This is a genomic window from Paenibacillus sp. FSL F4-0243 (genome assembly GCF_037963295.1).
GTDB lineage: Bacteria > Bacillota > Bacilli > Paenibacillales > Paenibacillaceae > Paenibacillus_AQ.
This window is the reverse complement of the sequence record NZ_CP150151.1, coordinates 5,606,011-5,628,238: the sequence shown is the minus strand read 5'-3', so window position 1 is coordinate 5,628,238 and position 22,228 is coordinate 5,606,011. Positions and strand designations below refer to the sequence as shown.

Below are 22,228 nucleotides of genomic sequence, written 5' to 3'. Positions count from 1 at the left end.
AAGAATATTACTATAAAGAGCCGAAAATTTCCAACTGAAAAATATAATAGGCTCATTGTTAGCGAATTTAGAGTAGATCGGAGGAATGATTATAGTAACGCTACTATTTAGAATTTTTTGCAGGCAATCTATTTAAAAATAAAAGGAGTTGATAACTTGAGTTATTTATCTACTGGACCTATAGAAAACAATCTGGTAAGCGGTGAAAGACCCACTCAGCTTGTTACTATTAAACTTGTTAATCAGAGTGATGTCACTGCGTCGTTGATTCAAGTCGAAGGATATTATATGAACGGTACAAGAACACTATATGTTAGTGAACTTCATACTGTGGGACCTAATGAAGTACTAACAAATGATTATTATGCAAATTTTGATTCATTCGAATTTTCATTTACAACACCAACTTTGATAGACGATCCAATTCAAGTCTCAGTTTGGGGAAAAAGCAGCACAGGTCAATTAGTGACTGCTCATCGGCTTGTCTACTCTGAATTGTATGGTGAAAATATAGGTTATTCAGGAGCCACTGGAGCCACCGGAGCCACTGGAGCCACCGGAGATACCGGAGCGACAGGAAGTACAGGTGCAACAGGAGCAACGGGAAGCGCAGGTGCAACAGGAGCAACGGGAAGCGCAGGTGCAACAGGAGCAACGGGAAGTGCAGGTGCAACAGGAGCGACAGGAAGCGCAGGAGTTACCGGAGCAACGGGAAGCGCAGGTGTAACAGGAGCGACAGGAAGCGCAGGTGTAACAGGAGCAACAGGAAGTGCAGGTGCAACAGGAGCGACAGGAAGCGCAGGAGTTACCGGAGCAACGGGAAGCGCAGGTGTAACAGGAGCGACAGGAAGCGCAGGTGTAACTGGAGCAACAGGAAGCGCAGGTGTAACAGGAGCAACGGGAAGTGCAGGTGCAACAGGAGCAACGGGAAGCGCAGGTGTAACAGGAGCGACAGGAAGCGCAGGTGTAACTGGAGCAACAGGAAGTGCAGGCGTGACTGGAGCAACAGGAAGTGCAGGTGCAACAGGAGCGACAGGAAGCGCAGGTGTAACTGGAGCAACAGGAAGCGCAGGTGTAACTGGAGCAACGGGAAGTGGAGGCGCAACTGGAGCGACTGGAGTGACAGGAACAACCGGAGCAACGGGACCTGCTGGTTCAGGTGCAATCATTCCTTATGCTTCTGGTCTTCCTGTAGCTATGACAACTGTATTAGGAGGCTTGCTGAATACTTCAAGTATCGTAGGATTCGGAAGTAGTGCGACGAATATTAGTGCTGCTGGCGGTACGATAGATCTCACCGGAGCGGCTGGAACCTTGCTGAACTTTGCATTCTCAGTTCCACGCACCGGAACAATTACCTCTTTGGCGGCCTATTTCAGCACAACAGCAGCGCTTAGCTTATTAGGTTCTACAGTAACAATCACTGCTCAATTATTCAGTTCTTCTACACCTAACAATACCTTTGCTGCAGTCCCTGGTGCTGTAGTCACATTAAATCCTCCATTTACAGGTGTCCTTTCACTTGGCACAATTAGCAGTGGTATTACTACAGGCTTGAGCATTCCTGTAACCACTGGAGAGCGGTTGCTGTTGGTCTTCACTTCAACAGTAACGGCCGGAGTCGACGTTGCGACAACCATTGCTGGATACGCTAGTGCAGGAGTTACAATCACTTAATACGATGAATTTGAAAAAGGGATATCCCAAAAGCCATTTGGCTGAAGGATATCCCTATTTTTCTCCAAACATCATTACACCTAGATCATCAGAATTTCTCGGATGTCTTGTTCTGTAAGGGTAGATAACCCTTCCTGACCTGGCTGGATCACTTCATCGATTAAGTTCCTTTTCTTCTGTTGCAGCTCATACATCTTGTCCTCCACAGTGCCTTGGGTGACGAGTCTGATCACTTGCACTACTTTTTTCTGTCCGATTCGGTGAGCCCGATCTGCAGCTTGCTGTTCGACGGCAGGGTTCCACCATAGATCGTATAGAATGACAGTGTCTGCCCCTGTTAAATTGAGTCCGGTTCCGCCAGCTTTTAAGGAGATCAGGAAAATATCCCGCTCTCCTTCATTAAATTGATTACATAAATCTACGCGCTGAGACACAGGCGTTTGACCGTCTAGGTAAAAATATGGAATACCTTGATAGCCGAGTTCACGTCCAATCAAACCGAGCATTTCTGTGAACTGGGAGAATACTAGCATTCGTTTACCTGAACTGCGGCATTCCTCTATGATTTCAAACAGCTGCTCGAACTTGGCAGAGCTTCCTTCATACCCATCCACAAATAGAGCCGGGTGACAGCATAGCTGGCGCAGACGGGTGAGACCAGCAAGGATTTTAATCCGATTATTATTACCGAAGCTATCCTGGGTCAGATGCTTAAGCGCCTCTTTTTTCAAACGGGCGAGATAAGCGACATATAACTTCTTCTGCTCAGGGAACAGCTCACAGGCTTGGAGTGATTCGATTTTCTCAGGCAATTCTTTTAACACATCACTCTTTAAGCGCCGCAGCAAAAAAGGACGTGCCCGTTTAGCGATTGTTTCCCTCGGCAAATCGTGAAAAGCCTTCTTACCTGGAAACAACCCGGGAAACACAGTACCGAAGATGGACCATAGATCTTCTAGCGCATTCTCAACAGGAGTCCCAGTAAGTGCAAAACGATGCCGGGCTTGAAGAGCCATAACTGCTTGAGCGGTCTGCGTCGTATGGTTCTTTATGGTTTGCGCTTCATCGAGAATCAGGGTGTGAAAAGATTTCTTAGCATACAACTGAACATCTCTTCGAAGCAGCGGGTAAGAGGTGATAATTACATCCGCCTTCGCTGCATTTTTTAAAATTCGACCGCGTTCCGTTAAGCTTCCATCTGCAATAACAGCCTTAATCTCAGGCGTGAATTTTTTAAGCTCATTATGCCAGTTGTAGGTGAGAGAGGCAGGAGCGACAATAAGAGCGGGCAGACCACTCTGACGAATATCCGGAAGCTCAGAGAGCAGAAAAGCGATACTTTGCAGCGTTTTGCCAAGACCCATATCATCCGCTAAAATCCCCCCGAAACGGTAATGGGCCAGCGTCTTCAGCCACTGAAATCCATACTGTTGATAATCCCGGAGCACAGGAGCCAGACTATCTGGTATAGGGAAATCAAGGTTCTCAGGATTGTGCATATTCGCAAGTAATCTTTTAAAGGATCTGCTTAGCTTGACTGAGTCACTTTGAGAATCGGAAGAGGTTAAGTGTAACCCACGAACGACTGGTAAAGAAAATTGCGCACCTTTAATCTCACCTTCTCGAATGCCCATCTCGTTCATAAAGGTGATGATTTCTTGGAGCTCCTCGCTCTCCAGAGGTAGCAGTGCCCCTTCGGGCAATCGGTAGTATTTACGTTTATCCTGAAGTGATTTTAAGACCATCACAATCTCAGATTCTGGAATACCACCCATGTCGAATTTAAAATCAAGCCAGTCGGTTTTCTCATTCCAACTAATACTCACTTTTGGTGGCGTGGTTCCCGTGAACAGTCTCTCTTTAACAGCGGTGGTCGCATAGACCGTTAGTAGTGGCTCAAGCAACGGAATCGTGTGGTATAAAAAATCGTACTCACCGTCCTCATCCGTCATAATATACCCGCCTTCGGTTTTGGCGAAGGATTCATGCTCCATCAGCTCCAGAATTCGGGCCTCTCCTTCACCGTCGCGTATAAGAATCAAGTCCGTACCGCGAACATGGGCTTTTTCATCCAAAGGATTGATGATAATGTCGCCATACTGAAACTCTAGCCCGGCGAGCAGTCGATCACGCACACGGTCCAGATAGAGCCTCGCTATAAGCTTATGTTGCACAATTCGATCAGCAATAGATTCGGCAATATGCACGTTTCCCAGTTTTTTCAAACCAGGAATAACCTTGTCCATAAAAGGCTCCATTTGTTCGGGGGCAATGTCGATGCCATCTCGACGAGAGGATTCCAGCATTTTCTTCATCTCAGATAGGCGCATGCATTCCTGAGCAGTTAGCTTCAACAGCTTACCTTCAGACAGCACGAGTCCGTAATCTTCCAGAACTGAGATCTGCTCCAGTCCTTGAATATCCAGATGGTAGCCTTCACCTTCGGCTTGCTCGAACGCAAAGCTAAGGGGCGGTGCTTCATTAGACATATGAATGCCTTCGTACAACACCTCTTCTTGTTGCAGATATACCGACTGAACCTCTGAAAGTGCGGGCTGAAGCGTCTCCCAGAAAAAAGGAGGGATAGCCAGCAGGCGATCTCCCCCCAGGTTGCCACCATATGGAGAGTAGTTAGTGACGTTATCGCGATACATTTTTTCATTTAAGACAATTTCAATTAGCTTCTGAAGAACGATGTTATCTTCCTTCCGAAAGCTGTGAATGGAAGGGTCATAGACGAAATGCTTCGAGAATTCGAAGGTTTCTCCACGATGTACACGTTCCAGAAAACCTCTTATTCTATGAACGACATATAGTCGTTTCGAGCCGATTTTCATTTCTATTCCCAGCATGGTAGTGCTATAGCTGTAAGTGAATGGCTTGCAGATGAACTCGACATTTAAAGGGATCCTATTATCTACAAAAGCCCCAGTACCGCTCGGACGCGGCTTATGGTTACTGAACATGCCTAGCAGGCTGCTCACAAGATGCTGGTCTCTGGACCTTCCTCCCATGTCTCGCGTAGAATCCGTAACATTACGTGGGGTTAAGACTCCAGTATCTTCAATAGTAGAATGGCTGGAAGTTCCGATACGGTCTGGCCGTTCTCCAGCAGTTTCAAGGGCATCAATGCTGATCAGTACGGCTGCGATATGTTTGCAGAAAGGCCCTCCATGCGTGTAAGCAGGACAAGTACATTCTGCCGTGACATCACCGTCGATATCGATGACAACCATGACTTCGTAGCCAATGCCCCCTTGAACGAGCGCTTCATAACGAGAGCGGGGAAGATCTGGGATGGATTCATTACGTTCTTCAACATCTATTATATCGACGCTTCCTGACTGGTAATAAGCTAATCCTTTTTCAAAAATAGACTTGCCGCACAGCAGCTTAATTACCCGTTCTGTCACACTAAAGCCCATAACATAATTCCTTCCTCGTAACTTGTTCTTCGAAAAGTCCGATTATTATATAGTCCTTATGATAACAGAACGGGCGTGCGCATCAAATAGGGGCTGCTACTCCACTAATCCCGTGCATAATAAAACGGATCGTCAGGTCAATCTCTTCCTCATCGTTCCAGTCCTTCTCCGGTTGTAGCAGCAGGCGATTAAGCAGATACCCACCAATGGATGAAATAGTGAAACGTAGAATAGCGGGTGTGGGTAATTCAATGACTTCACCTTTTGCCTTGAAGTGTTCAACAATTTCGATGACGCGCTCCAGCACCTTGCTTAGAATATTTTCTGCGAACTGTTCTCTGAGCAACGGTTGGAAAGGAATCTCCTGTATCAGAATCTTTAGCATTTTAAAATTTCTACGGGCGAACTCCAGACGATTGACGATAAATGACCGTAGGAATTCTTCAAAGCTGTCATATGGAACATCGAGTACCCCGTTGAAATTCCGCAGTACAAAAGGAGCGAGCATACGACTCATGGTGGGGCCAATGATGGAGAGCAGTAAATCTTTTTTGGTTTTGTAATATCGGAAAATCGTCCCCTCTGCTACGCCTGCCTTTTGAGCAATTTCACTAGTCGCAGCAGCAGCGTAACCTTTTTCGGAAAACACCTCAATCGCCGCATGCAAAATGGAAATCTGCTTCGGTGTCAGTTTATCCTCTTCACTTATGGCCAGCAGCTCTTCAATCCACTGCTCTTCTATATTTTGTTCCGTAGAATCATATTCTTTCATTACAATTATCCTCCAAACTTGGTTCATTCCGTTCAACCGATGAAAGTTCTTAGTGAGGCTACATTTTCCGGTGTTTGCGCAGTGCCAATACATTCAGCACCATGAATAATAGTGAAAACCCGATCAGCACATAGACATCCAGAGCGATGGAATTCCATCCTTTGCCACGGATCATGATGTTCATAAGCGCTTCTGATCCATAATAAATTGGGGTTGCGTAGCCGATGCGCTGTAGCCATAGCGGTAGGGTGTCGAGTGGGAACAGTCCGCTGAGGAAAACTTGTGGCACGATAATAAGCGGGATGAACTGAATCATCTGTAGCTCGTTGGCTGCAAAAGCAGATAGTAGCGTGCCCAGCGTCAAAGCTGTCATTGACAGGAGTAAGGTGATCAGCATTACGTAACCAAAGCTTCCCGTCATCATAATGCCAAGAATCTGAATGGAAAACCACGAGATCAACAGCGCTTGAAATACGGTAAAAATGCCGAAGCCACATACATACCCGAGTACAATCTCCCATCTTTTTAAAGGAGTAGAAAGTAAACGTTCAAGGGTGCCTGTAGTCCGCTCTCGCAGGAAAGAAACACCGGCAATCAGGAATACGAAAAAGAAAACAAATACGCCAATCATAATCGGACCGAAGCGGTCAATCGTCTTCATATTCTCAGAACCGTATAAGTAGCTGATCTGGGGCTGTAATTGCAGCTGTTTCTCTGTACTTGGAAGAAGCTTCTGAGAAAGCTTTTGAAGCGTCATAATTACTGCCTTGTTGGCTGTAGGATTGCTACCCTCTAACAACACTTGAGGGATGACTCCTGAATTCCCAACGTTTCCGTCCAAAGTGATTAAAGCGTCAATCTTTCCTTCTACTAGAGCACTTTTCCCTAGCTCTTCGCTGGCATACTCTTTAATTGTGGTATTTTCTTCTTTTAACGCAGCTGAGATATTTAGTGGCACACCGGATACTCCGATTTTTGGCTCATAGGCGTCCCCGTTGAATACCAAGCTCATTAAACTTAGAACGATAAGCGGTGCAATGAACATTAAGGCCATCGTTCTTTTATCATGAATAAATTGTCGCAAAATCCGTAAGGTGATCGCTCGAATTCTCATGAACGGACACCTCCATAATATAGAAAGGCTTCTTCAATAGAAGCTGAGCCAGTGGCTTCAAGCAATCCGGCAGGTGTGTCGGCGGCAAGCAGTTTGCCATCACGGATCATTCCAAGGCGATCACATTTCTCAGCTTCATCCATGACATGCGTAGTGAGTACAATCGTGGTACCTTTCTCGTTCAGAGCTTTTAGTTCTTTCCAGATGGATAGTCGGAGTACAGGATCGATACCAACTGTTGGTTCATCAAGAAGAAGTAGCGGAGGCTCATGGAGCAGCGCAATCGCCAGGGATAGGCGGCGTTTCATTCCGCCAGAGTATTGATCTACTCTTTTGCGCAGATGCTCCTGAAGATCTACTAGTTCCATAACAGCTTTGATGCGTTTTCCGCGCTCCGCACCTTTTAGTCCATATAGCGCAGCGAAGAACTCCAGATTTTCTTTTGCGCTGAGTTCCGTATATAGGGCATCAGATTGAGCCATGTATCCAATTTGCTGCAGCATGGATAACTTAGGCATGGTGACACCAAGCACCTTTACCTCACCTGAGGTCACCTCATCGATACCTGTAAGCAGCTTTACTAGCGTTGTTTTTCCGGAGCCAGAGGGCCCTAATATGCCGAAGGTTTCCGCACGCTCCACTTGAAGTGAAATATCTTCGAGCACCTGTTTGTCTCCAAAGGCTTTACTAACATGGCTCACTGAAATGACTGGAACTTCCGAACCCATATTCATCTCCTCGATTCTGAATAGTCTGGGATACAGTGTGGTGTGACTGAGTGCTCTGCACAACAATAATGAGTGAGCGCTCACTCATTATTGTGCTCCGGAATCCAGTAAATGTAAAGTGCTAGATTTCCGCTACTTGAAACTAACTTACAATTAGGTGTAAATCGCAAAGTAGCGGCATTTTTGCACAAGATGCGAATACCTGCTCACGAATCAACTTGATATGATGTTAATAAGGAATCCAGCTGGGATGTTCGACAACTCAATGATGCAAATGCCATTGCTTCCGAAATTGATTAGGCGTTGTGCCGAAATGGGTTTTGAACAATTTGCAAAAATGAGAGCAATTTGTGATCCCCACTTCCTCGGCGATGTGTGCAACTGTGTATTTGCTTGAAGTCAGAAGATGAACGGCTTCCTGCATTCTTTTGACCGTTAAATAATCGGAAATACTGCTGCCTGTACATTCCTTGAACAAGTGGGATAAATGATGGGGTGAAAGATGCAGAGCCTTGCTCATTTGATCAAGCCGCAAAGGTTCCTTGTAATGCAACTGCAGCCATTCCATAATACGTTCTGCCTGATGTGGTTTACGAAGCAATTGTTCCATGGAGGCCGGCTTCTGCTGTGTATCCCAAAGCGGCTTTAAAGTACGTAGGAACGTGATGAGAAACAATGAGACCTCTTCCATGAAATCATTTTTGTGCAAAGTTGGAAGCGCTTTATCCAGATCCTTCAGAAGAGCTATCAGGGATTGCAGGTCCTGCTGTTCATACCATCGAGGTGAGGCAGAATTGCCGCTGTGAATATGATTGAAAAAGCTCTGTAGGATGGGCCACTTTTCAAAATAAGCTTTAAATATGCTGGGCTCATAATGCACGATCGAACGCACGAACGGAACCGCCTCATTAATTTCAATTTGAATATGATGCAGTTGATACGGCTGGAAAATACAAATCATCCCTGGCTTTATTTCATAGCTATTTTGATCAATAATCAGCGTCCCTTTACCTTCATGAACAATAAGAATTTCAACACCCTGATGAGCATGGAATGTACCTTGATAGTCGTCTGTATTTGTACTTGTTCTTTTATATACAAAATAGAGATGGAACGGTTGTAAGTCCTGCTGCTCATGGTACGTCACATTCGTGTTCCTCCTATTAGTAGGGATGCGGATAACCTATCGTTTACAAAAGTATAAGAGAACCATTGCACAGCTAGCAACATCTAGATTAAAAAGTCTTACTCACTAATGGAGGACATCGAATTATGGCAGAACAAAAGACAGAATTACATAACGCAGGGTATAAAGCTTGGCTCGAATATCCTTATATTCAATCGAGTACCGTAAGAGAGCGCTATGCTTCTTGGTGCAATAACATTTTGATCCCCGAACAGGATCATCCAGTGATCAAAAGTGCTGTGCAAGAACTAACACGTGGCATACAAGGAATGCTGGATATAGATGCTACCATTGCTGAATCTCAGGATAAAGATAAACAAGCTTGTATTGCAATCGGTACGTTTGATAGTAATCATCCGTTGATTACGCATACCTTTAGCGAGGCTACAAGGACAGCAATTGGATCAGAAGGATATGCCATTCGAACAAACACGGAGAAGGACTGTATTGCAATTGGTGCTTCCACACCCGTGGGTTTACTGTACGGTGTATTTGCATTCCTACGCTTGCTTGGAACGGGTCAATCGATTAAGGCGTTGGATATGTTGGATCAGCCGGTAAATACGCTCCGCATGATGAATCAATGGGATAACATCGATGGAAGCATCGAACGTGGTTACGCAGGGAAGTCCATATTTTACTCAGACAACGAAATCACTAAGGACTTTGCTCGATTGGAAGATTATGCGAGAATGCTCGCTTCGATTGGAATCAATGCGATTGCTATAAACAATGTCAATGTACATCGGTTTGAAACGATGTTTATTACGGAGCGCTATCTGCCTGACATCGCGAAGATTGCCGATATCTTCCGTACCTACGGGGTGAAGCTATTCCTAAGTATTAACTATGCTAGCCCGATCGAAATCGGTGGATTGAATACAGCTGATCCGTTAGATACTGATGTACGCCAATGGTGGAAGGCAAAGGCGGTAGAAATTTATAAATTGATTCCAGATTTCGGCGGTTTCCTCGTAAAAGCTGATTCAGAGAATCGTCCAGGTCCATTCACTTATGATCGTGATCATGCAGAAGGTTCGAACATGCTGGCTGAAGCTTTATTGCCTTTCGGGGGAATCGTCATCTGGCGCTGCTTCGTTTACAATTGCAAACAGGATTGGCGGGATCGCTCCACCGATCGTGCACGAGCGGCATATGATCACTTTAAACCGCTGGATGGCCAGTTCATGGAGAATGTTATTTTACAGGTGAAGAATGGTCCTATGGATTTCCAAGTACGGGAAGGCGTATCTCCGCTGTTCGGTGCCATGGAGCATACGAATATGATGATTGAGTTCCAAATTACGCAGGAATATACAGGCCAACAGCGTCATGTCTGCTACCTCGTCCCTCAATGGAAGGAAGTTCTTGATTTTAATACGTACGCAACGGATTCGGAGTCATCGGTGAAACGGGTCGTCGATGGATCCATGTACGGTTATAAATATAGCGGCTTCGCTGCTGTTTCAAATATTGGCAATGATCATAACTGGACGGGGCATTTGTTAGCGCAGGCCAATCTATATGGTTACGGTCGTCTCGCTTGGAATCCGGAATTAAGTGCAGAGCAAATCGCGAAGGAATGGACAATGCTCACGTTCAGTGCAGAGGATGAGCAGTTAATAGATACGATTCGTGAGATCTTGTTAACCTCCTGGAATATCTATGAATCTTATACTTCGCCGCTTGGGGTAGGCTGGATGGTCAATCCTGATCATCATTACGGTCCAAATGTGGATGGATATGAATATTCGAAATGGGGAACGTATCATTTTGCAGACTTACAAGGGATTGGCGTAGACCGGACAATAAAGACGGGTACGGGATATGTTGCTCAGTATCAAGGAGCGAATGTAGATTTTTATGAATCGGTAGCTACTTGTCCAGATGAGCTATTACTGTTCTTTCATCATGTACCGTATACGCATACTCTTAAATCTGGTAAAACGGTCATCCAGCATATTTATGATACGCATTTTGATGGCGTGGATCGCGCAGCAGGGCTGAAAGAGAAGTGGGAATCCCTTGAGGGGAAAATGGACGACAGCAGGTATGGGCAGGTGGCAGACCGTCTGCATGAACAGGTACTACATGCCCGCGAGTGGAGAGATATCATCAATACGTATTTCTATCGAAAAAGCGGTATCCCAGACCAGCATCAACGTACAATATACTAAATATTAGCAGTAGGAGGAGTGTGTCCAGCAGGGCCACTCCTTCTATTGCTCCATCCCTTTGTTTCATAGTCCTATGAGAAGAAAGGAAGATACACCTTGAATCAGAAAAGATTATTTAATGAGGGCTGGGAATTCGCCAAGAGTACTTTAGAAGTGACGAATGCTGAGTCCTTGGATTTCCATCCCGTCGATCTCCCACATGATTGGTTGATTTATAACACGTTAGACTTATATGAGAATAGTATTGGCTGGTATCGAAAGTATTTTATAAATACTAAGAACGATGAGCAGCTATTGCTGTGTTTTGATGGTATTTATATGGACTCCACGATTTATGTGAATCATCAATGGGTTGGGGAGTGGAAATACGGTTATTCTTCCTTTGAATACGAGATTACAGATATGCTCATAGACGGGGAAAATGAAATTCTAGTGAAGGTTGTGCATCAGAGTCCGAATAGTAGATGGTATTCAGGAGCGGGTATCTACCGGAATGTATGGCTCAAGACAAGAGATTGTAATCATATCGTGACAGATGGAATTTACATTCATACGGTACAAAAAAATGACGTTTGGCGAGTGGAGATCGACACCGATGTGAGCATTACAGGAGATATGCGGCTTTCCCAAACCATTCTGTACAAGGATCGAGAGATAAAGACCTGTGTTGAGAAAATCTCGGCTGGAGATCAAACACAAGCCACCTCACGTGTAAGTCAGGTGCTGACTGTAGAGAATGCTTTATTATGGAGCCCCGGTGAGCCGCATTTATATCAGCTAAAAACGGAATTGCAGCATAAGGCACCTGATCAGGGCTCTGATGATGTGTGGACAACAATAGAAGAAGTAACACAGTGTATAAGCTTTCGAACGATTGTACTGGATCCGCAAGAGGGAATGCTTCTGAATGGGTTAAAGATCAAGCTTAACGGAGTTTGTGAGCATCATGATCTTGGAGCATTGGGTTCGGCGTTTCATACAGCAGCATTGCGAAGAAGACTTGAGATCTTAAAGGACATGGGCGTAAATGCAATACGCACCGCTCATAATATGCCTGCTGCAGAGCTTATGGATCTGGCGGACGAAATGGGGCTGCTTGTGGTTTCAGAAGCCTTTGATATGTGGGAGCGATCGAAGACCACATATGATTACGCAAGATTTTTCAAGGACTGGGCGTTAAAAGATGTAAAAAGCTGGGTCATGCGAGATCGTAATCATCCAAGCTTGTTAATGTGGAGTATTGGCAATGAAATTTATGATACGCATGCTGACAAGCGAGGGCAAGAATTGACGAGCATGTTGATGGAAGCCGTGCTTCAATATGATCCGAAAGGCAACGGGAAAGTAACCATTGGATCGAACTATATGCCATGGGAGAATGCTCAGAAATGTGCGGACATCGTAAAGGTGGCAGGCTACAATTATGCGGAAAAATATTACCATCAGCATCACGCGGAACATCCTGACTGGATTATCTATGGTAGTGAAACCGCCTCTATTGTGCAGAGCAGAGGAATATATCATTTCCCATTCGAGCAATCCACCCTGGCTGATGACGATGAGCAGTGCTCTGCGTTAGGCAATAGCTCTACAAGCTGGGGAGCGAAGTCAGCAGAAGCGTGTATTATCGCGGAGCGAGATGGAGCGTTCTCATTAGGGCAATTTATATGGACGGGTTTTGACTATATTGGTGAACCTACACCGTATCACACGAAGAATTCGTATTTTGGGCAGATTGATACAGCGACCTTTAAAAAGGATTCATATTACATCTATCAATCGGCTTGGACAAATTACAAGGAGCATCCGATGGTGCATATTTTTCCCTATTGGGATTTCAATCCCGGTCAAATGATCGATGTTCGAGTCTGCTCGAATGCTCCCAAGATAGAATTGCAGTTCAATGGTGAGACTGTTGGGACCTATGAAATCGATCATGTGCATGGAACGCAGCTAGCGGGCTGGTGGAAGATTCCTTATGAAGCAGGCGAGCTCAAGGCAATCGCTTATGATGAGGCTGACCAAATCATTGCAGTAGAAATCAGGAAATCGTTCGGGGATGCGAGTCGAATCTGCTTAAAGGCTGATAAGGGTACACTCCTTGCGAACGGCACAGATTTAATCTTCATCGAAATTACGATGGAGGATGAGCACGGTAATGCTGTTGAGAATGCAAACAATCGCGTTCAGGTTCAGGTGGGCGGAGCAGGCCGTTTGATCGGTTTAGATAATGGAGACAGCACGGACTATGATCCATACAAAGGAACGAGTAGACGCTTGTTCAGCGGCAAGCTTATGGCGATTGTTGCTGCGAGTTTAGAAGCGGGTACGATAACAGTTGAGGTTACCTCGAAAGGTGTGGTAGGTAGTAAGCTACAGCTTCAATCGCTCCCTGTGGCAGATCGTGGAATAGGCATTTCAGCTAACACTAGAAATCTAGAGTTGCCCTGTGTAATGGGAAATGTAGAAGAAATTCCTTTACGAAAGATAGAAATTATAAGTCATTCTGGACAACAGTTTAATGAAAATAGAAGAGAAATGAATGTACACGCCATCCTTTACCCTAAAGACACTTCCTATACTGAAGTGGATTGGAGTATTGTAAATGATGCAGGGATTGAGTCCAATCTAGCGCGGCTCGAACAACTGGGACAAGAAGCCAAGATCACGGCGTTAGGAGATGGGAGTTTCCGCATTCGCTGTATGAGTAAGAACGGTACGGAAAAGACAAAGCTGATTTCACAGTTGGAATTTACAGCGAGCGGTCTGGGGACGGCTTACAAGGATCCGTATGGATTTATATCTGGCGGTCTATATGACGAGGTTAAAGGCGAAGTCGGGAACGGAAATGAACGAGGCGTAGCAACGAGTCGAGATGGTGAGACGCAGGTTGCTTATCGCGAGATTGACTTTGGAGCTTACGGCTCGGATTTGATAACGATTCCCCTATTCGCATTGTCTAGCGAAGCCTACGAGCTCCAGATTTGGGAAGGCATGCCGGACGAAGAGCATAGTGAGCTTTTGGCAGACGTTATTTATCAGAAGGAATCGCAATGGAATGTTTATCAGGAGGCAACCTATCTATTATCCAAGAGACTCACGGGTATCAGCTCTATTTGTTTCGTATTACAGAAGAAGGTGCACATTAAAGGCTTCTCATTTGTGAAAAAGAACCGAGCGTTCGAGCAGAATAGGGCTGTGGATTGTGATCGCATTTATGGTGATACGTTCACCATCGCGGAACAGGGTGTTGAAGGAATCGGGAATAACGTATCTCTCGTGTTCGAGCAGATGGATTTTACGATGGAAGGTACTTCAAAGCTTGTCATTTGTGGGAGATCTCCGATCGATAAGAATACCATTCATCTTCGCTTCGAAGAGGGTGAAGCATCTAACAATCAACTGATCGAATTTACACAGTCAGATGGATATGTAGAGCGAGTATTTGAGTTGGAGAAAGTGACAGGGGAGCAGAAGGTAACGTTTATCTTCTTGCCTGGAAGTCAGTTCGATTTCGGTTGGTTTCGGTTTGAATGATCGATTGTCCTTTCAACTACTACGATAAATGAGGTGCGTGTACATGTTAACAGGTAAGATGAATGCTGCAATAATGGATGAGCAATTATCGATTTCTGTGAAGCAAATAGATATTCCTGTTCCTAAGGATAATGAAGCGCTAATTAAGGTGTATTGTATCGGAATTTGCGGTTCAGATGTTCATTACTATGAGCATGGAAGAATCGGTCGTTATGTAGTAAAGGAACCGATCATATTAGGCCATGAGCTGGCTGGTGAAGTCGTTGAGGTTGGTAAGCAGGTATCAAATATAGCTGTAGGTGACCGAGTAGCTGTTGAGCCAGGAGTGACCTGTGGACAATGCGACTATTGTAAATCAGGACGTTATAATTTGTGCCCAGATGTGGTCTTTCTTGCAACACCCCCAGTAAATGGGGCTTGGGCAGAATACATTGTCATGCCAAGCGATTATCTATTTAAACTTCCGGATTCTATGAGTTATGAGGAAGGTGCAATGCTGGAGCCATTGTCGGTTGGTTTTCACGCAATGATGCGTGGTAAGGTTCAACCGTTTGATCGAGTGCTAATAACGGGTCTTGGTCCGATCGGATTGCTTGCAGGACAAGCAGCAAAGCTATTTGGCGTTTCTGAAATTTATGGAACAGACTTAGTACCTTTTCGGCGTCAACTTGCAATGGAGATGGGCTTCACTGCAGCATTAGATCCAGTAAAAGAGAATGTTGGACAGCGACTCAATGACTTAACGAACGGATTTGGAGTTACACTCGTCGTAGAATCATCGGGTAACGCAAGAGCGATGGCGGATACAATTAAGTGGGTTCGCCGTGGCGGGAGAATTGTATTTGTCGGTTTACCAGCCGATAGTGCTATTCCGATGGACATGGGACAATTTATCGATGGTGAGATCGATGCTTATGGTGTTTTTCGTTACGCGAATACCTATCCGGCTGCGATCCAAGCGTTGCAGCATTCTTCATTAGATATTGAGAAAATAGTTACGCATCGCTTTGCGCTTACAGATACTCAAGAGGCTCTTGAAGTAGCACGTAAAGAGAAGGATACAAGTATTAAGGTAATGATCTATCCGAATATGCCTTAATGCGTGTTATATAAAAAGAGACCGTCCCAAAAGCCATGAAAATGGCTGCTTGAGGCGGTCTTTTTATGTTTACGTAGGAGCAACTATTGCTTTTTATATGGACGCTCCGCGAACGGACCGTTGTTCCAATCGCTGTGGTCTCCAGATTTAATTTATTTTCCCTACGCGGTAAAAATCCGGAGACCAAGGCGAACGCTATCGCTTTTCCACAATCAGTCCGTCCTCTCCGCTGTTTTAGAGGGGGAAGTTTCAACAAAAACAACGAGTCCGAAGACACATAGATATGCCAAGTTGGACAAATCTTTCTACTGTAGGACAGCAGCCTCTTCGCGTATTACGCTTTAATATAATCTGCAAAATTCTCCAGTAAGTATAAGGAGTTCATATCTTCACGCAAATGATGCTGGACTAGCTCATCCACTTTGTCTGGTTCATGGTTTGTCATACAATCCAGGATCATGTGATGCTCGCTCAAAATTTTCTCCAGCTTTTCTTGCTTTAGCGTATGCAAGCGTCGATATCTTTCATAATGCACATGGGAGAACTTAATTTGCTCCCACAAAAATTCATGTCCTGCTAATGTGAATAACGTCTTATGATAGGCATCATCCAAAGTAAAAAAGTGCTCAATGGCATGTTCTTGATGTATGGCATTTTTTTGTTCTTCTAGGTTCTTCTTAAGTTCTATAATTCCTTTAAGAGTAAGGCTACCGCATAGACCTTTGATAATATCTTTTTCCAAAACACTTCTTAAATAGATCATTTGCTCGACAGATTCCAAATCAATGTATGAAACCAGATTCCCTTTCTTCGGATACACATCAATATAGGACTCGAGGGATAGCTGCTTTAGTACATCGCGCAAAGGTGTTCTGGATATCTGAAACCGTTCGGATAACACGGTCTCACTTAGAATGGATCCAGGCTTTAGTGTTAGGTTAAGAATTTCGTGCTTTAATAGGTTCAAAATATCATTTTTGGTGGACATGAGGTTGCGTCTCCATTGCCGTTGAATTTGTAATGCGGATATCTGAAACGGGATCCTGAAATAAGATAGTGATTTCATTATATAATTTTTTGATCTTGTATACAAGAATGGTAATTATTGATTTTATGTCATTGACAAAAGGTATTATTTAAATCTAATATTTGAGTATATTATCTTGTATACAAGATCTCGACATATGAAATTATAGGAGGTTTTATCTAGATGAACATGACATGGAGATGGTATGGAGAAGGCAATGACAACATTACGCTTGATCATATCCGGCAAATTCCGGGGGTAATGGGTATTGTCTGGTCACTACATCATAAGGTAGCGGGCGAAGTGTGGGAAATGGATGACATACAAAAGGTTGCGGATCAAATTACGAGCAAAGGGTTTAGCACTGCCGTAGTAGAGAGTGTGAACGTCCATGATGATATCAAGATTGGACTCCCGACGCGTGATAAATATATCGATATTTACATAGACACCATACGGAAGCTAGCCAAGGTCGGTACTAAAGTGATCTGTTACAATTTCATGCCTATCTTTGACTGGACTCGGACGGAGCTGTACAAGGAATTGCCAGATGGCTCGAATGCTCTTTTTTATGAAAATGCGGCCATTAATGAGAACCCGCGCGACATGGTGAATCGTATTCTCGAGGGGGCTGGCGAATTTACGATGCCTGGCTGGGAGCCGGAGCGTCTTGCGAAGCTCGATGAGCTATTCGCCGCTTATGCAGATGTAACGGAGGAGAAGCTGTTCGAGAACTTGGTCTATTTTTTGAAGCGCATTATTCCTGTCTGTGAAGAAGTCGACATCAAAATGGCTATTCATCCCGATGATCCTGCTTGGCCGATCTTTGGCTTGCCCCGCATTGTCCGCAGCCGTGATACGATCCGTCGTTTACTTGACGCAGTAGATAGTCCGTATAATGGATTAACCTTCTGCACTGGGTCGCTCGGTACGAATCCTAAGAACGATTTGCCGGCTATGATTCGGGAATTCTGTAATCGTATTCATTTTGCTCATATTCGAAATGTTAAGGTTTTTGAGAACGGAGATTTTATTGAGGTCTCTCATCGTGGACGGGATGGCAGTGTGGATGTGGCAGAGGTTGTTAAAGCGTATCATGAGAATGGATATACGGGATATGTGCGTCCAGATCATGGTCGTCATTTGTGGGGGGAAGAGAAAACTTGCCGCCCGGGGTACGGGCTGTACGATAGAGCAATGGGGATCATGTATTTACTTGGTGTGTGGGATAGTCTCGACAATACGATGGGGGTGAAGTGAATGCTGCTTCTGACAAGAGAGAGTATTCAATCATGTGCAGAGGCGTGGAAGGACGCTGACGTGGAGCTTCCTCAGTTTGATTATGAGCAGGTGGCAGAGAATACGCGCGTTAGGCCGGAATGGGTCCATTTTGGAGCGGGAAATATTTTTCGGGGATTTGTTGCGAATGCTCACCAGAAGCTGTTGGAGCTTGGAAAAGCAGATACAGGTATTATTGCCGCTACCTCCTCTGACTACGAGCTGATTGACAAAATTTATAAACCGCATGATCATTTAACACTTCTCGTACTAATGAATGCGAGTGGCGAGTTTACAAAAAAGGTCATTAGCAGCATTACCGAAGCTATTATGGCAAACAAGAATCGAGCGCAGGATTACTGCCGTTTGGTTGAAATTTTTGAAAACCCGAGCCTTCAGATGGCCAGCTTCACCATCACAGAGAAAGGTTATACCTTGACCGGTCCTGATGGAATGTATCTTGATATCGTGAAGAAGGATATGGAGCAAGGGCCAGAGCAGCCTTCCCACAGCATGAGTGTGATCGCTTCTCTAGCGTACCGTCGATATCTTAAGGGGCAGTATCCGATGACTTTTGTCAGTATGGATAACTGTTCGCACAATGGGGATATGTTGAAAAATAGCGTGATTACAATCGCCAAGTCATGGGCTGCGAAAGGGATTGTGGAGGAAGGTTTTGTTGCGTACCTCGAAGACGAGAGTCGAATAACATTCCCCTTGTCGATGATCGATAAAATCACACCACGTCCATCCGAGGTAGTACGTAATGCTTTACAGGAGCAAGGGATTGGCGGCATGGATATACTTATTACTTCGAGGAACGCCCATACCGCGCCTTTTGTTAACGCAGAAGTTAGTGAATATCTGGTCATTGAGGATAAGTTTACGAATGGGCGACCTTTATTAGAAGAAGCCGGCATTATATTCACAGATCGTGAGACCGTGAACAGGGTAGAAACGATGAAAGTTACCACCTGTCTAAACCCCTTGCACACTGCATTAGCGGTCACTGGCTGTCTACTAGGCTACGCACAGATTTCGGATGAGATGCAGGATCAGACCCTACGTACATTAGCCGAGCGGATTGGGTATAAGGAAGGATTGCCTGTAGTTGTAGATCCTATCATTCTACGTCCACAGCAGTTTTTGGATGAAGTGCTGCAAGAGCGCTTGGCGAATCCATTTATTCCGGACACCCCGCAGCGAATTGCGACAGATACGTCCCAGAAGGTAGGCATTCGTTATGGGGAAACGATCAAATCCTATGTACAACGCGAAGATCTTCATCCAGCTGAATTAACGGCGATTCCACTAGCAATTGCTGCTTGGTGCCGCTATTTGATCGGAGTGGACGATGAAGGGAATTCATTTGAGCTAAGTCCCGATCCGTTAATGGAGTCGCTTCAAGCGCATCTGCAGGGAGTGACTTTGGGAGATTCGACCTCTAATGTGCATAGAATTCTAGATAATGAGAAGATTTTTGGTGTACCGTTATATGAAATCGGCCTAGGTAGCAAGATTGAAAGTTACTTCTATGAGATGCTGAAAGGCCCAGGAGCTGTACGGAGAACGTTGGAAAAGCATTTAAATGAAGAGTTAGTGTAGATCACATTTACAAAAAGCCTCATGGAGTAAAAGCTACTGCACCCCGCAGAGCTATCCCCCATGAGGCTTTTTCGTGTCTAGTCCATTTGGTTTATCTGAATTTAGCAGTCTAGTACGCTAATATACCTACTTTTTCAAAAAAATAATTATAGTTAATATTTCCATAACATTCCTCTGCAACAGAGTTGACAATTGTAGACGAAAATGACATTAGCAGTTACCTATACGAAAAGGGTGAATCTAATTGAAAAACAGTAAATGGATTAGCGCAACGTTGGCTTCAGCACTTCTTGCAACAGTAGGCGTTGGGAGTGTATCTGCAGCTAGCATCGGCAGTAATGTGAAATCTGTGGCTACCAATCAAACCGCTGCAAAAACAGCAGTTAAAGAAGGTACAGCTACTTGGAATGTAAATGGTACGCCGATTGTGTTTAACACCATTAATAGCAGTGGTTACAAGTTGTACTCGCTGAATCAGGTAGCTGGTGAAATTGGAGCTAAGTTAGTACTTGGAGCTGGCGGGTTTGAACTTAATGACAGCAAAGGATTACATAATGTGAAGCTCAAAACAGGCTCAAAGAGCTATCAAGTAGATGGTAATTCCGAGACATTCACAGTTGCTCCAGTATTTTATAACGGTAAAACCTATGTAGAGCTTTCTAAGTTAGTTTATGCATTAGGTGGAGAACTGGATGCTGATGCTAGCACGATTCTAAGCTTTGCTCGTCCTGAAGGATTGTTTGATACTTTGCACTGGACAGCAGCTGGAAGTCTGATTGCGAACAAAAGTGATGCTGAATCTGCTCAACTTATCAAGTTCAGCACAGAGCCAGGTAACTACGAAGTATTTTCATCAAATGACAGTGCAGTGGATTTTGCAGTATCACCGGATGGGCAGTGGGGAGCTTTCAATGATGAGACTGGTTTGTTGAATCTGATTAACCTGTCTAGCGGAGCTACTAAGACACTTGGTACTGACAATAGCGTAAAAACGGATCTGGTGTGGTCGAACGATGGTAAAAGTATTTACTTCGTCCAAGGTGACAAGCAAGAGAAACTCGCAAAAATCGCTGTAGACACTGGTGAAGTTAAATCCGTATTGGCAGACAAAGTAGAAAACAAATCCGAACTGCGCATTTCCGCTGATGAAAAGAGCGCCGTTTATATCGTTAACTTGACGGGTGTTGCTAAAAACGATGCGGACAGCACAGAAGATTCTCTTACTGTAGACTTCAGCTCTGCTGGAGAGCAGCTTTATAAGCTTGACCTGGCTACGAAAGATGCTAAACCAGCTGCACTGACAACTACACCGGATAACAAGCTGTACCCTGAAATTTCTGCTGATGGTAGCGTCATTTACCTGAGTGCAGATGCTGAAGGTAACGCAGCTAACACATTGAAGGTTGTAAAAGCAGATGGAACAAGCAGCAACATTACACTTGATGTTGAAGTAACTTGGTCTACTGGCGTTAAAAACGGCTTAGTTGTAGCAGGTTCAGCGGCAGATGGAAGCACAGTAGTCTATTCCGTTGATAACAATGGAGCTAAGACTGAGCTGTTCCGTTCCACTGAAGATGTATCTGAAGTAGCTGTTTCGAATGATGGAAGCAAGCTTGCTATCGTAAGTGATGGCGGTGTATGGGTGGTTCAAGGCGGTAAAGCATTGCAACTGTCGAAATAATAAATATCCCTAATCATATTTTAACGGCGTAGAGCCGAGAGGAGAAATAATACAAATGAAGATTTTCAAAAAGCTAACAGTAACGGCTCTAACGGCTGTAATTGCGGTAACCGCATCTTTCGCAGGGGTTGCAGCAGCAGCCGATTCACTAAAAGGTAAAATCACAGTTAACGGTTCAACCGCACTTCTTCCATTGACGCTTCAAGCGGCAAAAGAATTCCAAAAGCTGCACCCTAAAGTGAAAATCGCAGCATCAGGTAAAGGTTCAGTAACTGGACCTCAAGCTGTTAAAAAAGGCATCGCCGATATCGGCGCTTGCGACTGGGATGCTAGCATCGACGTACCAGGCTTCAAAGCTTTTGACGGTCAAGTAGCAAACAAAGTAGCAGTTATTCCTTTTGCTACAATCGTAAACAAAAATGTTGGTGTAGATAACCTTACAACTGAACAGCTTAAAGGTATTTTCGCAGGTAAAATCACGAACTGGAAAGAAGTAGGCGGTGCAGATGCTGACATCGTGGTTATCACTCGCTCTTTCGGTTCCGGTACACGCGTTAACTATCAAGCTAAAGCTTTGGATGGCGGAGATATCGTTAAAAAAGCTAAGAACTACAAAGAAACAGGTTCATCCGGTGACATGAAGACTGCCGTAGGAACAACTCCTAACTCTATCGGTTATATCGACCTTGTATATGTAAGTGGTGACGTAAAAGCTGTTAAACACAACGGTATAGCTGCTACTACAGATAACGTAATCAATGGATCTTATAAGATCTGGGCTTATGGTTACTACATGACTAAAGGCCAACCTACTGGCGCTACAAAAGAATTCATCGAATACGTACAAAGCAAGAAGTTCCAACAAGGTTCCCTGAAAAAGCTTAAATTTATTCCGATCGCAGCAATGAAGGGCTAATAACAT

Annotated in this window: 14 protein-coding genes; 8 read left to right on the top strand and 6 right to left on the bottom strand. The window is 44.5% G+C overall.

Annotated features, from left to right (window positions below):
- Positions 1-156: 156 nt before the first annotated feature.
- Positions 157-1,677 (top strand): exosporium glycoprotein BclB-related protein, encoded by a 1,521-nt coding sequence (locus NSS87_RS25050; RefSeq protein ID WP_339243333.1) that lies wholly within the window; start codon positions 157-159, stop codon positions 1,675-1,677.
- Positions 1,678-1,757: 80 nt separating this feature from the next.
- Here the strand turns inward: NSS87_RS25050 and NSS87_RS25045 are convergent, their stop codons facing one another.
- The 5 genes from NSS87_RS25045 to NSS87_RS25025 form a co-directional block, all read right to left on the bottom strand.
- A complete protein-coding gene (locus NSS87_RS25045) occupies positions 1,758-5,102 on the bottom strand; it encodes an SNF2 helicase associated domain-containing protein (RefSeq protein WP_339243332.1) in 3,345 nt (1,114 codons plus the stop codon).
- A gap of 82 nt (positions 5,103-5,184) precedes the next feature.
- Complete coding sequence (locus NSS87_RS25040; protein ID WP_081383057.1) at positions 5,185-5,874, bottom strand: TetR/AcrR family transcriptional regulator; 690 nt, start codon at positions 5,872-5,874, stop codon at positions 5,185-5,187.
- Positions 5,875-5,932: 58 nt separating this feature from the next.
- On the bottom strand, positions 5,933-6,988 hold the full coding sequence (locus NSS87_RS25035; protein ID WP_339243331.1) for an ABC transporter permease: 1,056 nt from the start codon (positions 6,986-6,988) through the stop codon (positions 5,933-5,935).
- The gene (locus NSS87_RS25030) at positions 6,985-7,722 is read right to left on the bottom strand and encodes an ABC transporter ATP-binding protein (RefSeq protein ID WP_156113179.1); all 738 of its coding nucleotides are present in this window, start codon (positions 7,720-7,722) and stop codon (positions 6,985-6,987) included. The genes NSS87_RS25035 and NSS87_RS25030 overlap by 4 nt, the downstream gene beginning before the upstream one ends.
- A gap of 256 nt (positions 7,723-7,978) precedes the next feature.
- Positions 7,979-8,863, bottom strand: coding sequence for a helix-turn-helix domain-containing protein (locus tag NSS87_RS25025; RefSeq protein ID WP_042191291.1), 885 nt, complete (start codon positions 8,861-8,863; stop codon positions 7,979-7,981).
- Between the two features lie 125 nt (positions 8,864-8,988).
- On the opposite strand from NSS87_RS25025, the gene NSS87_RS25020 reads away from it, so the two are divergent.
- From NSS87_RS25020 to NSS87_RS25010, 3 genes are all read left to right on the top strand, one after another.
- Positions 8,989-11,079, top strand: a complete 2,091-nt coding sequence (locus NSS87_RS25020) for an alpha-glucuronidase family glycosyl hydrolase (RefSeq protein ID WP_339243330.1) — start codon at positions 8,989-8,991, stop codon at positions 11,077-11,079.
- A 96-nt stretch (positions 11,080-11,175) separates the two neighbouring features.
- The gene (locus tag NSS87_RS25015; RefSeq protein ID WP_339243329.1) at positions 11,176-14,616 is read left to right on the top strand and encodes a glycoside hydrolase family 2 TIM barrel-domain containing protein; all 3,441 of its coding nucleotides are present in this window, start codon (positions 11,176-11,178) and stop codon (positions 14,614-14,616) included.
- A gap of 43 nt (positions 14,617-14,659) precedes the next feature.
- Positions 14,660-15,715: an NAD(P)-dependent alcohol dehydrogenase gene (locus tag NSS87_RS25010; RefSeq protein ID WP_339243328.1), complete on the top strand. Its 1,056-nt coding sequence runs from the start codon at positions 14,660-14,662 to the stop codon at positions 15,713-15,715.
- 334 nt (positions 15,716-16,049) lie between these two features.
- On the opposite strand, the gene NSS87_RS25005 is transcribed toward NSS87_RS25010, so the two are convergent.
- Positions 16,050-16,703: a GntR family transcriptional regulator gene (locus NSS87_RS25005; RefSeq protein WP_339243327.1), complete on the bottom strand. Its 654-nt coding sequence runs from the start codon at positions 16,701-16,703 to the stop codon at positions 16,050-16,052.
- Positions 16,704-16,925: 222 nt separating this feature from the next.
- Here NSS87_RS25005 and uxuA point away from each other — a divergent pair, with 222 nt between their 5' ends.
- The 4 genes from uxuA to NSS87_RS24985 all read left to right on the top strand — a co-directional run bounded on the left by uxuA (position 16,926) and on the right by NSS87_RS24985 (position 22,222).
- Complete coding sequence (gene uxuA, locus NSS87_RS25000; RefSeq protein ID WP_076300702.1) at positions 16,926-18,002, top strand: mannonate dehydratase; 1,077 nt, start codon at positions 16,926-16,928, stop codon at positions 18,000-18,002.
- The gene (locus NSS87_RS24995; RefSeq protein WP_339243325.1) at positions 18,003-19,625 is read left to right on the top strand and encodes a mannitol dehydrogenase family protein; all 1,623 of its coding nucleotides are present in this window, start codon (positions 18,003-18,005) and stop codon (positions 19,623-19,625) included. It abuts the gene before it with no gap.
- A 244-nt stretch (positions 19,626-19,869) separates the two neighbouring features.
- Positions 19,870-21,306 carry a stalk domain-containing protein gene (locus NSS87_RS24990; protein ID WP_339243324.1) on the top strand — a complete coding sequence of 479 codons (1,437 nt, stop codon included), beginning with the start codon at positions 19,870-19,872 and terminating at the stop codon, positions 21,304-21,306.
- Positions 21,307-21,361: 55 nt separating this feature from the next.
- Positions 21,362-22,222 (top strand): phosphate ABC transporter substrate-binding protein, encoded by an 861-nt coding sequence (locus tag NSS87_RS24985; protein ID WP_042191274.1) that lies wholly within the window; start codon positions 21,362-21,364, stop codon positions 22,220-22,222.
- Positions 22,223-22,228: the final 6 nt, after the last annotated feature.

What these genes read in the sequence shown, in the direction of transcription:
- NSS87_RS25030 (WP_156113179.1), bottom strand. Translation starts at nt 7,722, where the DNA reads ATGAATATGGGTTCGGAAGTTCCAGTCATTTCAGTGAGCCATGTTAGT.
- NSS87_RS25040 (WP_081383057.1), bottom strand. Translation starts at nt 5,874, where the DNA reads ATGAAAGAATATGATTCTACGGAACAAAATATAGAAGAGCAGTGGATT.
- NSS87_RS25045 (WP_339243332.1), bottom strand. Translation starts at nt 5,102, where the DNA reads ATGGGCTTTAGTGTGACAGAACGGGTAATTAAGCTGCTGTGCGGCAAG.
- NSS87_RS25010 (WP_339243328.1), top strand. Translation starts at nt 14,660, where the DNA reads ATGTTAACAGGTAAGATGAATGCTGCAATAATGGATGAGCAATTATCG.
- NSS87_RS25020 (WP_339243330.1), top strand. Translation starts at nt 8,989, where the DNA reads ATGGCAGAACAAAAGACAGAATTACATAACGCAGGGTATAAAGCTTGG.
- uxuA (WP_076300702.1), top strand. Translation starts at nt 16,926, where the DNA reads ATGAACATGACATGGAGATGGTATGGAGAAGGCAATGACAACATTACG.
- NSS87_RS24985 (WP_042191274.1), top strand. Translation starts at nt 21,362, where the DNA reads ATGAAGATTTTCAAAAAGCTAACAGTAACGGCTCTAACGGCTGTAATT.
- NSS87_RS25035 (WP_339243331.1), bottom strand. Translation starts at nt 6,988, where the DNA reads ATGAGAATTCGAGCGATCACCTTACGGATTTTGCGACAATTTATTCAT.
- NSS87_RS24995 (WP_339243325.1), top strand. Translation starts at nt 18,003, where the DNA reads ATGCTGCTTCTGACAAGAGAGAGTATTCAATCATGTGCAGAGGCGTGG.
- NSS87_RS25005 (WP_339243327.1), bottom strand. Translation starts at nt 16,703, where the DNA reads ATGTCCACCAAAAATGATATTTTGAACCTATTAAAGCACGAAATTCTT.